This window comes from Acinetobacter sp. PW68, from assembly GCF_020982655.1.
Classification (GTDB): Bacteria; Pseudomonadota; Gammaproteobacteria; order Pseudomonadales; family Moraxellaceae; genus Acinetobacter; species Acinetobacter towneri_A.
This window is the reverse complement of record NZ_JAHZSX010000001.1, coordinates 1,382,959-1,397,176: the sequence shown is the minus strand read 5'-3', so window position 1 is coordinate 1,397,176 and position 14,218 is coordinate 1,382,959. Positions and strand designations below refer to the sequence as shown.

Below are 14,218 nucleotides of genomic sequence, written 5' to 3'. Positions count from 1 at the left end.
AAAGCCAAATAAGCAGAATATTCATGAAACCTTTAAAGCAAATTTTTGCGCTGATTGACATCAATAATTGTTATGTGAGCTGTGAACGGCTGTTTCAACCACATCTGAATCATCGTCCAGTGGTGGTCTTGTCCAATAACGATGGTTGTGTGGTGTCACGTTCCGAAGAAGCCAAACAACTCGGTATAAAAATGGCTGTGCCTTTTTATCAAATTCAAGAGCAGATCAAACAACACAATATTGCCGTCTTTTCGAGTAACTATGCTCTCTATGCAGAAATGTCCAGACGTTTTAATAATACGATTCAACAGTTTGTTAGTGCCAAAGACATTGAAATTTATTCAATTGATGAAACCTTTATTGAACTGAGTTCGTATTCTCAAACCGATTTAAATGAATTGGCACAAGAAATTAAAGCAACTTTATGGAAATGGCTGGCTCTACCTGTCTGTGTGGGTATCGGTCACAGTAAAACTGAAGCAAAACTGGCCAATCATATTGCCAAGAAAAATAGCTATTTCAACGGCGTGTGCAATTTAATAGATATGGATTTATGTAGCAAAGAAGCCTTATTTCAACTCATTGATGTTGATGAAGTCTGGGGCGTGGGCCGAAAACTTGCAAAAAAACTGCATGCTTTAAAGATTCATTCTGTATTTGATTTAGCGATCAGTGATCCTGAACACATGGAACGTAAATTTTCAATTTTAATGAAAAAAACCATATTGGAACTAACAGGTACGCCGTGTATTGAACTGGAACAAACCACAGCCAGTAAACAGCAAATCATCAGCTCACGTTCTTTTGGACAACGAGTCACCGACATTCATGCACTTTCGGAAGCACTGAGCGATTATTTACAATCTGCTGTGCAAAGGCTTAGAGCAGAAAAAAGCTTATGTTCCTGTATGATTATTTTTGCGCAATCCAGTCGTTTTGATCAGCGCCAAGCTTTTTACAATCAATCGGTGACTATTGCCTTTAATGAACCAACAGATTCTGCATTAATCATGAACAAAGCCATCATGAAGCATATCTCTACCCTATTTCAAGAAGGCATTGTCTTTAAAAAATGTGGTGTGATTTTAACAGGACTTGAGCCAAAGCAAGGCTATATTCCCGACCTACTTGCAGATACGCACGTCATTGAAAAACAGGAACAATTACAGCAGGTATTAGATACCGTGAAAAATAAATATGGTATGCAAAAACTTGCTATTGGCGCATGTAAATTACAAGACCGCACGTGGGCAATGCAGCGCAGCCATTTAAGCCCTAATTATTTTAGCTGGGAAGGCTTATTGGCACTTGGCGATTAGTGCTTCTTTAGTTGTGATCTGATTCGTCTTTGATTGCGCTTCTATATACTTCAGTTACATCAAGAAAGGATATTTATAAAACCGTTCATCCAAACAACCATCTTCTTGTGATGATTATTTGGATGAACATGATCTGATTTAAGCAATATCAACCTTCATTTAGTCCGACAAACTTAGCACGTGCTTTATGCAGTTTTTTGTAGCTGTCGATTAAACGTAAGTGACGATCTAAACCCTCAAGCTGCATATTGGTTTCGGTGAGACCATAGAAACGTACAGTACCATCAACAGAACCCATGACCGCATCCATGCGTTCGTTGCCAAACATACGGCGGAAATTGACAGCATAATCGGCAATATCCATTTCATCATCTAAAATAACTTCAAGCACAACATTCATACATTGATAGAATAAGCCACGTTCTACGGTATTGGTGTTGTATTGTAAGAATGCTTCGACTAAATCTTTCGCTTCTTCAAACTGTTCTAATGCCAAATAAATCAACAGTTTTAATTCAAGGATAGTGAGTTGTCCCCAAACGGTATTGTCATCAAACTCAATGCCAATCAAAGTTTTGATTTCGGTATAGTCGTCTAGCTCACATTCTTCCAAACGCTCAACCAAAGCTTCAAGTTGCGCATCATCCAAACGGTGCAGATTTAAAATGTCTTCACGGTACAGCAAAGCTTTATTGGTATTATCCCAAATCAGGTCTTCCACCAAATACACTTCTGAATAATCAGGGACTAAAATTCGGCAAGCAGTCGCACCTAAATGTTCATAAATCGCCATATAGGATTCTTTGCCCATTTCTTCCAGAATCGCAAATAAAGCCTCGGCTTCTTCTACATTGCTATATTGACCATTGTTGGTGAAATCCCACTCTACAAACTCAAAATCTGCCTGCGCACTAAAGAAACGCCAAGACACTACACCACTAGAATCAATGAAATGTTCAACGTAGTTATTTGGCTCTGTAACTGCATTGCTGCTAAACGTTGGTTGTGGCAAGTCATTCAGACCTTCAAAACTGCGCCCTTGCAATAACTCGGTCAAGCTACGCTCTAAAGCCACTTTAAAATTAGGATGTGCACCAAACGAAGCAAATACACCGCCTGTACGTGGGTTCATTAAGGTCACACACATGACAGGGAATTGACCGCCTAAAGATGCGTCTTTCACCAATACGGGGAAGCCTTGCTCTTCTAAAGCCTGAATACCTGCCACAATACTTGGATATTTCGCCAAAACTTCTTGCGGCACATCAGGTAGGCAGATTTCTTCCTGAATAATTTCGCGCTTGACTGCACGTTCAAAAATTTCAGATAAACACTGCACTTGAGCTTCTGCAAGCGTGTTGCCTGCACTCATCCCATTACTTAAATATAAATTTTCAATTAAATTTGATGGAAAATATACCGTTTCACCATCGGATTGACGTACAAATGGCAATGAACAAATACCACGCTCAGTATTGCCTGAGTTAGTGTCATATAGATGTGTGCCAAGCAATTCATCTTCAGGGTCATAAATTTCTAGGCAATATTCATCTAAAATTTCTTTAGGCAATTCACCATTTGGGCCAGGCTTAAACCATTTTTCATTTGGATAATGCACAAACTCGGCATTGGCAATTTCTTCGCCCCAAAACTGATCGTTATAGAAGAAGTTACAGTTCAAACGCTCAATGAATTCACCTAAAGCAGATGCCAACGCACTTTCTTTGGTCGCACCTTTACCATTGGTAAAACACATTGGCGATTGCGCATCACGAATATGCAATGACCAGACATTTGGTACGATATTACGCCATGAGGCAATCTCAATTTTCATGCCCAAATCTGCCAAAATACCCGACATATTGGCAATGGTTTCTTCAAGCGGTAAATCTTTACCCTCAATAAAAGTCGCATGAGATGAAGTCAAGTTTGGCATCAGCAAAGCTTGCGCATCGGCATCAATACTTTCGACTTGCTCAATCACAAACTCAGGGCCAGTCTGTACCACTTTTTTAACAGTACAACGATCAATGGAACGTAAAATACCCTGACGGTCTTTTTCAGAAATATCTGCAGGTAATTCCACCTGAATTTTAAAAATTTGTTTATAACGGTTTTCAGGATCGACAATATTGTTTTGTGATAAACGAATGTTATCAGTCGGAATATCACGTGACTGGCAATAAACCTTCACGAAATATGCAGCACACAATGCTGATGACGCCAGGAAATAATCAAATGGGCCTGGTGCAGAGCCATCACCTTTATAACGGATGGGCTGATCGGCAATGACAGTAAAATCGTCAAATTTAGCTTCAAGACGCAAGTTGTCTAAATAATTGACTTTAATTTCCATGTAGGCACCTATTGTCTGTGCCTACTCAGACACAAAAAATTAGAATATTGATTTATAAGCCGAATCAAGGAGGAGAATTAGACTTAAAAAAGGTTTGAAGTTAGCGCAGCGGTAATAACAGCGACTCCAGAATATGCGACAACATTATAAAGTGATTTAGATGAATTGATAATGCTATAAATACAGTTTTACTGAGTTTGAGCAAAGTTACCCAATTAATATACAAAAATACAATATACCATTATATAAAGTATTGCCTTCAGGTTCTAATCGGCTTGATGGTGAAACAACATGAAATATACCGCAGTCTTTGCGGCGCATGAACTGCACACGCCGTTGATGGCGATTAAAACGCATGTGCAACTGAGTCAATTGATATTGAATCAAAACACATCTACCCAAGATACAGCCGAGAAACAACAGACTGACTAAGCTTTTCTGAGCTTTAACAGCAAATAAAGCAAGATTCAGAACAAGATCACTTAACTTTTGCCAATACCGAACATATTGCTCTACTTTACGATAACGCCATTTTTAAGGTGATTTTTGAAATAAAAGGTCAATGCGTTCTAAAATTTTATCTATGATGTAGATGCTGCGGGCTATTGAGTAGAAGAACATTGGCTAGAAAAAAATTGCTGAAACTTTCATCACCGTTTTTTTGTTCGATACCACGTCATATTTTTAAATGAGGTAGATATCCGTGCAGATCGTGCATGTGCATGGTCTTGTGATCAATCTACAACTTAATTAAAGCGTTTATAAAACCAACTGCGCCACACTCAAAATCTAATACACAGCGCAAGTACCCATGACAGCCTAAAATATAGATAAATACATCAATCAAAATATTCAACTTAAACTTATGTTTTATTTAAATAAAGTCAGATTTTTAAAATATCTTGTTGTTGCTATAAGCTTTCTATCGAATCCATTTCCGCTTGAACGATGATTATAAAACATATCAACTGATCTACTGCGGTTTATGTGGTCATCAACTTTGCATGAACTAAAAAAAATGGAGAAAGTATTTTTTATAAATGACAATGAAATATCATGCTATAAAGAAATGTGAAATTGATGTTGATTATTTGCTGGCTTTGGCATTCCGAATCAAACCTCTTTAAGTTAGTCGCTTGCTCAGTCGTTACAGAAAACAAATGAATAGATTTGGTCAGTTGTTTTAGAATATAAATATTAGCAAAAAAAACTAAAAATGTAATTTTTTAACATTGCGAATTCCCTGCAAAGTTTTCATTATAGAGCCTCATTTTGGCACACGCTTTCTACGTCAAATTAAACAAATTACAAAAAAAATGTGGAATTTTATGCCATAATTAGCAAACTTTGCAGACATCTTGCAAAGTATTATTGCAATTATTTATTGGAGCAAGCGGAATGAGTTCGACCATTTTGGTTATTCATGGACCGAATCTAAATTTGCTAGGAAAGCGTGAACCCGAAGTTTATGGTTACCTCACTCTTGAGGATATAAATCAACAGCTCATTTCACAAGCGCAAAAAGCATCAATTTCTATAGATACTTTCCAAAGTAATTGGGAAGGCGCAATTGTAGACCGAATTCATCAAGCCGCGTTAGATGGCACACAATATATCATTATTAACCCTGCTGCATTGACACATACCTCTGTTGCGGTACGTGACGCTTTGTTAGGGATCGCTATTCCATTTATTGAAGTCCATTTGTCGAATGTGCATGCACGCGAGGCGTTTAGACATCATTCATATTTATCAGACAAAGCCGTTGGTGTAATTTGCGGTTTAGGCGCAAAAGGCTATGCCGCAGCACTCGACTTTGTTCTTGAAAAAATTCAATCTACTACACAATGTTAAACTAGGGATACTGTCCATGGATATTCGTAAAATCAAGAAACTCATCGATTTGATGATTGAATCTGACTTACAAGCGATTGAAGTTAAAGAAGGCGATCAGTCGATTGCATTAACTCGTCGAAATCCAGTAGTGGCGGCAGCAGTTCCTGCAATGCCTGCACCTTCTGCAGAAGTACCATCTGCACCTAAATCTTCACCACGTGGTGCAGTTGAAACTTCTCCAATGGTTGGCGTGTTCTATGCAGCACCAAGCCCAGGTGAAGCACCATTCATTAAAGTGGGTCAAACTGTTTCTGCTGGTGAAACGCTTGGTATTATCGAAGCAATGAAAATCATGAACCCAATTGAAGCAACTCAAAGTGGGGTGATTGAAGAAATTCTAGTTAAAAATGGCGAAGTGATTCAATTTGGTCAACCACTCTTTCGCTACCGCGCTTAACACCTCGGGGATTCACAATGTTGCAAAAAGTTTTAATTGCAAACCGTGGTGAGATTGCCCTGCGCATCACCCGAGCTTGCAAAACTTTAGGGATCAAAACCGTGGGTATCTATTCAGATGCCGATAAAGACCTGATGCACTTACGCTTTTGTGATGAAGCTGTATGTATTGGTCCGGGTGCGAGCAGCGAAAGTTACCTAAATATTCCTGCAATTATTACTGCAGCAGAAATTACAGGTGCAGATGCCATTCACCCTGGTTATGGTTTCCTTGCTGAAAATGCCGAATTTGCTGAAATTGTAGAAAGTTCGGGTTTCATTTTCATTGGTCCACGCCCTGAGCATATTCGCTTAATGGGTAACAAAGTTTCTGCAATTACTGCAATGCGTAAAGCTGGCGTACCGACTGTACCTGGTTCAGCACATGCCGTTACACCACACAATGCTTTAGCTGAAGCCAAAGAAATTGGTTTCCCGCTCATTGTAAAAGCTGCGGCTGGTGGTGGTGGTCGTGGTATGCGTATTGTAGAACGCGTAGACACCTTGCTTGAATCTGTTCAGGCGGCTCAACGTGATGCAGAAATGTGGTTTGGTGATGACACGGTCTACATGGAACGTTTCTTACAAAAGCCACGCCACGTAGAAGTACAAGTATTGGCTGATGGTAACGGTCACGCGATTCACCTTTATGACCGCGACTGTTCTTTACAACGCCGTCACCAAAAAGTACTTGAAGAAGCGCCAGCGCCTAACTTACCAGAGCAAGCACGTGCCGATATTTTAGAAGCGTGTGTTAATGCATGTAAGTTAATGCAATACCGTGGTGCAGGCACTTTTGAATTCTTATTTGAAGATGATGAATACTTCTTCATTGAAATGAATACACGTGTTCAGGTTGAGCACCCTGTAACTGAAATGGTGACAGGTATTGATATCATTGAACAACAATTGCGTATTGCTGCAGGTCTAGGTTTAAACATTGAGCAAGATCAGGTTGAAATTCGTGGTCACGCAATCGAATGTCGTATTAACGCAGAAGACCCAATCACTTTCTTACCTTCACCGGGTAAAATTGAACACTTCTATGCCCCAGGTGGTGCAGGTGTTCGTGTAGATTCACACATCTACCAAGGTTATAGCATTCCGCCGTATTACGACTCAATGATTGCTAAACTGATTGTACATGGTAAAGATCGTGAAACCAGTATTGCGCGCATGCGTCAAGCCTTGGATGAAACCATCTTAACAGGAATTAAAACCAATATTCCTTTGCACAAGGACTTGATTCTGCAAGATAAAAACTTCTGCAAACAAGCGATGGATATTCACTACCTTGAAAAGCATTTGCTGAAGCAACTTGCTGGCAATGAAGAAGAAAAAGCATAAGCAATTTAAGTTTGCTCATGTTTAAAATGAAGAGCTGATGATTCAACATCAGCTCTTTTTTATTGCTCAAGATAAAAGCTAAACCATTAATCTATGCAAATTAGTCCGAATAAAAACCAATACTCCAAATGTAGTATTGGCTTAAAAATTGAATTAAAAATAGGGATCATTTTAGATCATTGAGTACTACAAACTGCGCGACAAGATTAATCTAGAAACTCCGTCATTAATGCCAATACTTCTGCGGTTTTTTCAGCATGTAACCAATGCCCTGCATGCGCGACAGTTTCAACTTTCGCATGCGGGAACTGTGCTTGAATGGCAGCATAATGCTCAGGCTTCTCAATATAAGGCGAATTACCACCACGAATAAATAAAGTATCAACATCACTATGCACCGTCTGCCATGACAAAATTTCTGCATAATGTTCATGTAACGCATTTAAGTTAAATAGCCATTGCCCTTTGCTAAATGACTTAATTAAAAATTGCACGACCATTTCTTCATGAAGATGCTCACGCATAATTTCCATCGCCGCTTGGCGGCCTTCAACTTGTGCATCTTGCACAGCAAACAAAGCGGTAAAAATTTGATCGTGACGATTTTCAGGATAAGCAAAAGGACAAATGTCCAATAAAACCAATTGTTGTAAACGCTCTGCTGCTAGAGGTGCTAAAGTCATTGCAACCTTGCCCCCCATTGAATGCCCAACTACAGAAAAATGTTCAATATTCAAACTATTCAGCGTTTCTAAAACATCGTGTGCCATTACTGCATAATTCATGTCATCACGGTGTGCAGACTTACCATGATTGCGTACATCTAATTGAATTACGGTACGCTGTTCTTGAAATGCACGTGCGAGCATGCCTAAATTACTCAAACTACCAAATAAACCATGAATAAAAACCAAAGGTGGCAACGTAGATTCAGGCTGATTTTGCGTGATTTGATAATTTAACAACATAAAATAAACTCTAAACTTGAATACAAATGATTAATCTATTTAATGAGTTTTGAGTTTATAAATCAAATTTTATATGTGCTTTTCATAGATAAACTTATAATATTGCTTAGGCTATTTGTATAAGTCAAAGCAATAGTATATAAGATGAAATTATCTTAAAATTTTATTTCAAATAATTCAAAGGCAACTTCAAATAACGAATGCCGTTGGCCTCAGGTTGTGGAAACTTACCTGCATCCATATTGATTTGAATAGATGGTAAAATCAATTTAGGCATCGTTAAAGTGGCATCACGCTGGGTTCGCATTTCAATAAATTCAGCTTTGCTTACCCCTGTATGAATGTGAATATTCTGCTCTTTTTGAGTTTTGAGCAGTGTTTGATGTTCAAATTGTTCACGTGATTCTGGTAAATAGTCATGGCATAAAAACACACGCGTTTCTTCAGGCAACTCATATAATGTTTGCACAGAATCAAACAATTGCCCTGCACTGCCTTTCGGGAAATCACAACGTGCCGTACCATAATCAGGCATAAACAAGGTATCACCTACAAATACAACATCACCGATCACATAGCTTAAACAAGCAGGCGTATGTCCTGGTGTAGGGATGTTATAGGCTTGTAATTCACCAATTGTAAAAGCTTCATGATCTGCAAACAGATAATCAAACGATTGATGTGAATTGAAATATTTAATATCCAAGTTATAGATGGCACTAAATGTTTCTTGCACAATCGAGATTTTATGGCTCATGGCAATTTTACCACCCAACTGCTCTTTTAAATATTGAGAAGCTGTCAGGTGGTCGGCATGCACATGCGTTTCTAAAATCCATTCAACCGTTAATTTATTATTATGGATGTAAGCAATGATTTCATCCGCATGAGTAGTTGTAGTTGTCGCAGATGCAGGATCATAATCCAACACGCTGTCAATGATGGCACATTGGCGTGTCACAGGATCACTCACCACATAACTGAATGTATTGGTATTTTCATCAAAAAAATGCTGAATGTCTGCGTGCATCTTATGCTCCTGCAACCTTACGATGAATGAGAATCCCCACCAACATCGCAACAATAAAATAGATTGCTTGATAATAACCTAAACCAATCAAGGTCAGACTTGGCGCAGGACAAATTCCTGCAATCCCCCAACCGATACCAAAAATAAAACTACCAGTGATCAATTTAGAATCAATTTGAGTTTGTTTAGGCAAATCAATTGGTTCATTTAAAATGGTTTTTGGTTCAGCTTTACGTATAACTCGTTGAAATGGAATAAATGCAACCGCAATTGCACCCACCATTACAAACGCCAGACTTGCATCCCATGTACCGAAAAGATCGAGAAAGTTTAGAACTTTTTCAGGATTCGACATACCAGAAAGAATCAATCCAACTGAAAAAATACCACCAAAAATAAAGGCTAAGAAATTTTTCATTTAAAATGCACCTGTGATGTGTCGGATAACATAAACGGTAATAAAGCCAGCTAACATAAAGGTACCTGTTGCTGCAATTGAGCGCTTAGATAAACGACTCATGCCACATATACCATGACCACTTGTACAACCCGAGCCTAAACGAGTACCGAAACCCACCAATAATCCTGCCACAATCATCATCAATGGGCTTGCATTCAATTCAACTTTAGGTTGAGCCACAATGCCGTAGAAAAAAGGCACAATGAAAATACCTAACACAAACCACAATGCAGGCGTTTTGAATAGCGTGTGCGGATTTAATACTTGTGCCAATAAACCACTAATGCCTGCGATACGACCATGAACATATAAGTAACCCACGACGGCAAGACCAAGTAATCCACCACCGATTAATGCCAGCAGATAATCATGCATATTTAACACCCAAACAATATATTTTTTTCTCTGTACACGACAAATTTCACAGAACCCTTATCCTATCAGGGTTCTGCCTTCTTAAAATTGCCAAAATTTCCTTAAACTCTTCTTTTTTCCCAAAACCAATTAAACGCTGAATCGCCATTTGAACATAGTCTAAACCATAGCGAAATAAACTCATTGAGAGTCGTCCATGCTTCTTTATTTTTATCACTTTTTTTGATCATGTTGCCATTCACCCGTTAAGTAACACCAACAGAAGCTTATAGCTAACACCGCAATCAATTTTTTCACTCGTCTAGGGTCTGTCAAGCGCGTATTTTCAAGATTAAACCCGCGTCCTTTGAGACAACTGAATAAGGTTTCAATTTCCCAGCGTAATGCATAATCCTGAATAGCATTGGCATTAAACTGAGGAGAAACGACGAGTAAAAGCTCTCCATTTTCTAACTGTAGTGCACTTATATATAGTTTCACCCGACCAACCAAAATCCGTCGTTTACGACATTCAATTTGACCAACTTTAAGATGGCGAAATAAATCACTAATTTTATGATTCTTTCCTAAATGATTGGTGACAATGAAGTTTTTTTAACACGAATGCAGAAGTTGATGTCTTGTTCAATTAACCATGTAAACCACTGCTCACCGATAAACTCTCTGTCTGCGAACACATTCACAATACGGTCTTTACCAAAAATGGCTATAAAGCGTTGAATCAAAGCAATACGCTCTTTCGTATCTGAATTTCCACGTTTATTAAGCAATGTCCAAAGGATAGGTATCGCTATTCCACGATAAACGATTGCGAGCATCAGGATATTAATATTTCGTTTTCCCCATTTCCAATTGGTTCTATCTAAAGTCAGTTGCACTTGGTCGAATGAAAACATATTGAAAATCAACTGAGAAATTTGACGATAATCAAAATACTGACCTGCAAAGAAGCGCTGCATACGTCGATAAAATGATTGTGGTAAGCACTTGATGGGCAAGGCTTTAGATGCAGAAGAAAGATTACATGTTTGCTTTAAAATAATCACAAGCATGATGAGCGCAAAGCACTTTAAATGTGACTTGTTCCATTTTAGATATTTGTTTAAGATAAGATATAACTCATTGAGATGTGTCATAGTATTCGTCGTTAGAAAACAATTATTATGACATTATTTCAATGAGTTATCTATTTTTGTCGTGTACAGAGTATTTTTTTATAATATATTATTATAAATATTATTCAAATATATCTATTGTTATTTTTTTAATTTTCTCATCTGATATATTGTATTTTAAATTTGCGTGAGTTAGGGCAAATCAATATACAGCAACAACAAAAGTTAATTTTATTAGATTCATTTATAAGCAAGCACAGTAAGTTCTTTTTTGTGTCAACGAATTACACGCTTAGCGGCTTCTAACACGATGCGCTTGTTTGCTGGATTCATCATCTACAATCGCAATGAGTAGAGCTGGATACGCTGGACAGGCTTATTTATTGCTTAGAGATCAGATTAAATTTTTTAGTTGTTAACTGCCAGGTGCGGAACAAAATAAGTATCTTTATGCTTTCTTTGGCTCCCCACAATATAATTTCAATTTATTATACATCTACGATATCGACAAAACTGGCATTTAAAACTTTTGCCAAATCGCTTGGCGCTAAACCAATATCCAATCCACGCTTCCCTCCACTCACATACATAGTTGTAAGCTGTTGAGCGGATCTATCAATCACCGTTTTCAGTTGTTTCTTCTGCCCGATTGGACTTATGCCTCCCACCAAATAACCTGTCAAACGTTCAGCATCTTTAGGATCAGCCATGTGTACTTTTTTACACAGAAAAGCAGCCGCAACTTTTTTTAGATTTAATTGGTGATGGACAGGTAATATCGCGACAAAGAAATGTTTATCATCACGGACCAATAATGTTTTAAATACTTCTTTGACATCTAAGCCTAACTTTTCCGCAGCGTCCAAACCAAAACTTTTAGCATTATGATCATGTTCATATTCATGTATAGAAAATTGAATTTTCTTGGCTTTTAAAAGTTTAGCTGCTGGTGTCATGAAAAAAATAGTAAAAAAACGATGCCAAAATTATACACTTGATTAAGATTAAAAGTGAATTTGCTTAGGCTATTGCTTTGATTTTAAAGCAACCTTCAAAACAAAATCCTAAAATAATTAACTTGGTTTACGTGAATTCTCGACCAAGACGTTGGCTAAGCGCTGTGCATGCGCAATCACGCGATCCAACCAACGCTGCGCTGCTAACAATTCTAAACCTGTCGCAGCATTGAGTTGATTCACAGAAGTATACTGCAACACTTTTTCACGGTTTTCGGCACGTTGATCTTCTGTCCATTTTTTTAAATTAGACAATTCAGTATGTAGACTTAGTACGTGTTTATACACATCAAAATCATCCACTTCTTTTAAATGTTCATCGAGAATTTGCACAAAATCTAAACCAACTTGGTAAATTGCGGGTTGGGTGCGTATCTCCTTAGCCAACGTAATATTTTCCAAATCACTTCGTAAAACACGTAAATACACCATCAAACGAAGCATCGCCATTAAACGCTGTTGATCGGCCTCATTTTCTGAAATTGACATTTCTTCCAAATAACGTTGGACTTGAATGAGTACTTCATCGAGCTGCAATAAACGTACTTTTGATGGCAATCTTCCCTCTTGGATAGCCAGTTTCAACATCACCAAAACGTCATACAAACTATGGTAAATCACCTTTGATGCAGCATGAATAGCCAAGGCGGGCACAGATAAACTCGCTTGATCGAGATAACATAAAACCGATTGAGTTTGATCTGGGATGATTTTCATAATCAGTTTTTCAAACTGACGCATAAATGGCAAAATAATCAAAGTACCACAAATACTGAATGCTGTATGGAATGCAGCGACAATCACCACATTGTCCCAGGTTGCCATAAGACGTTGATTCTGAGTCAATTCAAGAAATAGCGGTTTTAAAATAATAAAAGCAAAAATGGCTGAAATGATATTAAAAAACACATGCACTGCTGAAGTACGTTTGGCATTCGCAGTTGAACCAATTGCAGCAATAATTGCTGTTGCTACCGTACCAACATTCTGTCCAATCACTAAACCTAAGGCTTGTTGCAAATCAATCGCACCACTTGCCAATGCTGCTAAGGTCGCGGTAATTGCGGCACTTGAAGATTGCAACAGAATAGTCATGATAATACCGACCAAAACCAAACTGAGTTGCGCAATCACAGATCGACTTGAAAATACTGATAAATCGACACGTTCTGCAAAACCTGACATGGCAACTTGCAACATATCAATACCCAGAAAAATCAGGCTAAAACCTGCCAGTGTCATCCCAAATAATGCAACTCGCCCCTGACTAAATAATTTGAGCATTGCACCCAAACCCAGCAAAGGTAATGCAAAACTGGTAATGGAAAATTTAACACCTAAAAATGCCACCATCCAACCCGTACTGGTTGTGCCAATATTCGCACCAATAATGACTCCAATTGCTTGGGCAAAAGTAAGAATCCCTGCACTTACAAAACCGATCGTGGCTAAAGTCGTTGCTGTAGAAGACTGTACAATTAAGGTTAAACCAATGCCTGAAAGCACAGCTTTGATGGGTGAGCCTGTAAATTTAGACAACCAGACACGCAGCGTTTCGCCTGCCATTTCTTTTAGACTGTCTGTCATCATGGTCATACCAATCAAAAATAGACCAATACCACCACATAATTGTATTAAGACGTCTAGCACACTTTCTCCCTATGCAATCCGCAATTTCAAGGTACTCAAAAGCAGATATTGTACGTACTCTTAATTAATCTTAGAATTGCAGTTTATTTCTTCTTTTCCAAAAGTTTATATAAATAAAAAACTTGTCATCAATTTGACACATTATTAAAATCCAAGGTTATATCCGACACCATTGGTTTATCCAATCGCCCTATAAAAACAAAATTATATCGCTGAATTATGCCACCAGTATACAATTCAAATCTTCAGAT

The 14,218-nt window shown here is 38.1% G+C and carries 12 protein-coding genes and 1 pseudogene; 5 read left to right on the top strand and 8 right to left on the bottom strand.

Translation table 11 applies throughout. The features are described from left to right. The first annotated feature begins 23 nt into the window (after nucleotides 1-23). Entirely contained in the window at nucleotides 24-1,319 is a 1,296-nt protein-coding gene (locus K1T76_RS06710) for a Y-family DNA polymerase (RefSeq protein ID WP_230244832.1), read from the top strand. A 148-nt stretch (nucleotides 1,320-1,467) separates the two neighbouring features. On the opposite strand, the gene K1T76_RS06705 is transcribed toward K1T76_RS06710, so the two are convergent. Further along, nucleotides 1,468-3,675, bottom strand: a complete 2,208-nt coding sequence (locus K1T76_RS06705) for an OsmC domain/YcaO domain-containing protein (RefSeq protein WP_230244830.1) — start codon at nucleotides 3,673-3,675, stop codon at nucleotides 1,468-1,470. 291 nt (nucleotides 3,676-3,966) lie between these two features. Here K1T76_RS06705 and K1T76_RS06700 point away from each other — a divergent pair, with 291 nt between their 5' ends. From K1T76_RS06700 to accC, 4 genes are all read left to right on the top strand, one after another. Next, complete coding sequence (locus K1T76_RS06700) at nucleotides 3,967-4,107, top strand: hypothetical protein (RefSeq protein WP_230244828.1); 141 nt, start codon at nucleotides 3,967-3,969, stop codon at nucleotides 4,105-4,107. Between the two features lie 966 nt (nucleotides 4,108-5,073). Beyond that, nucleotides 5,074-5,529, top strand: coding sequence for a type II 3-dehydroquinate dehydratase (gene aroQ, locus K1T76_RS06695; RefSeq protein WP_019836989.1), 456 nt, complete (start codon nucleotides 5,074-5,076; stop codon nucleotides 5,527-5,529). A gap of 16 nt (nucleotides 5,530-5,545) precedes the next feature. After that, on the top strand, nucleotides 5,546-5,968 hold the full coding sequence (accB, locus tag K1T76_RS06690; protein WP_230244826.1) for an acetyl-CoA carboxylase biotin carboxyl carrier protein: 423 nt from the start codon (nucleotides 5,546-5,548) through the stop codon (nucleotides 5,966-5,968). A gap of 17 nt (nucleotides 5,969-5,985) precedes the next feature. After that, nucleotides 5,986-7,353, top strand: coding sequence for an acetyl-CoA carboxylase biotin carboxylase subunit (accC, locus tag K1T76_RS06685; RefSeq protein ID WP_230244824.1), 1,368 nt, complete (start codon nucleotides 5,986-5,988; stop codon nucleotides 7,351-7,353). Between the two features lie 206 nt (nucleotides 7,354-7,559). Here the strand turns inward: accC and K1T76_RS06680 are convergent, their stop codons facing one another. The 7 genes and pseudogenes from K1T76_RS06680 to K1T76_RS06650 form a co-directional block, all read right to left on the bottom strand. Further along, a complete protein-coding gene (locus K1T76_RS06680) occupies nucleotides 7,560-8,321 on the bottom strand; it encodes an alpha/beta fold hydrolase (protein WP_230244816.1) in 762 nt (253 codons plus the stop codon). 163 nt (nucleotides 8,322-8,484) lie between these two features. Then, nucleotides 8,485-9,351, bottom strand: coding sequence for an MBL fold metallo-hydrolase (locus tag K1T76_RS06675; protein ID WP_230244814.1), 867 nt, complete (start codon nucleotides 9,349-9,351; stop codon nucleotides 8,485-8,487). A gap of 1 nt (nucleotide 9,352) precedes the next feature. Further along, nucleotides 9,353-9,769 (bottom strand): DUF6691 family protein, encoded by a 417-nt coding sequence (locus K1T76_RS06670; RefSeq protein ID WP_230244812.1) that lies wholly within the window; start codon nucleotides 9,767-9,769, stop codon nucleotides 9,353-9,355. Next, entirely contained in the window at nucleotides 9,770-10,186 is a 417-nt protein-coding gene (locus tag K1T76_RS06665; protein WP_230244810.1) for a YeeE/YedE family protein, read from the bottom strand. A gap of 46 nt (nucleotides 10,187-10,232) precedes the next feature. Continuing rightward, nucleotides 10,233-11,322: pseudogene (locus K1T76_RS06660) on the bottom strand (IS4-like element ISAba1 family transposase). A gap of 467 nt (nucleotides 11,323-11,789) precedes the next feature. Then, a complete protein-coding gene (ybaK, locus tag K1T76_RS06655; RefSeq protein ID WP_230244808.1) occupies nucleotides 11,790-12,257 on the bottom strand; it encodes a Cys-tRNA(Pro) deacylase in 468 nt (155 codons plus the stop codon). A 117-nt stretch (nucleotides 12,258-12,374) separates the two neighbouring features. Next, nucleotides 12,375-13,967: a Na/Pi cotransporter family protein gene (locus K1T76_RS06650; protein WP_230244806.1), complete on the bottom strand. Its 1,593-nt coding sequence runs from the start codon at nucleotides 13,965-13,967 to the stop codon at nucleotides 12,375-12,377. Between the last annotated feature and the right edge of the window lie 251 nt (nucleotides 13,968-14,218).

Coding starts and splice junctions, on each gene's coding strand:
- accB (WP_230244826.1), top strand. CDS start 5,546: ATGGATATTCGTAAAATCAAGAAACTCATCGATTTGATGATTGAATCT.
- K1T76_RS06705 (WP_230244830.1), bottom strand. CDS start 3,675: ATGGAAATTAAAGTCAATTATTTAGACAACTTGCGTCTTGAAGCTAAA.
- K1T76_RS06670 (WP_230244812.1), bottom strand. CDS start 9,769: ATGAAAAATTTCTTAGCCTTTATTTTTGGTGGTATTTTTTCAGTTGGA.
- K1T76_RS06665 (WP_230244810.1), bottom strand. CDS start 10,186: ATGCATGATTATCTGCTGGCATTAATCGGTGGTGGATTACTTGGTCTT.
- K1T76_RS06675 (WP_230244814.1), bottom strand. CDS start 9,351: ATGCACGCAGACATTCAGCATTTTTTTGATGAAAATACCAATACATTC.
- K1T76_RS06710 (WP_230244832.1), top strand. CDS start 24: ATGAAACCTTTAAAGCAAATTTTTGCGCTGATTGACATCAATAATTGT.
- K1T76_RS06680 (WP_230244816.1), bottom strand. CDS start 8,321: ATGTTGTTAAATTATCAAATCACGCAAAATCAGCCTGAATCTACGTTG.
- aroQ (WP_019836989.1), top strand. CDS start 5,074: ATGAGTTCGACCATTTTGGTTATTCATGGACCGAATCTAAATTTGCTA.
- accC (WP_230244824.1), top strand. CDS start 5,986: ATGTTGCAAAAAGTTTTAATTGCAAACCGTGGTGAGATTGCCCTGCGC.
- ybaK (WP_230244808.1), bottom strand. CDS start 12,257: ATGACACCAGCAGCTAAACTTTTAAAAGCCAAGAAAATTCAATTTTCT.
- K1T76_RS06700 (WP_230244828.1), top strand. CDS start 3,967: ATGAAATATACCGCAGTCTTTGCGGCGCATGAACTGCACACGCCGTTG.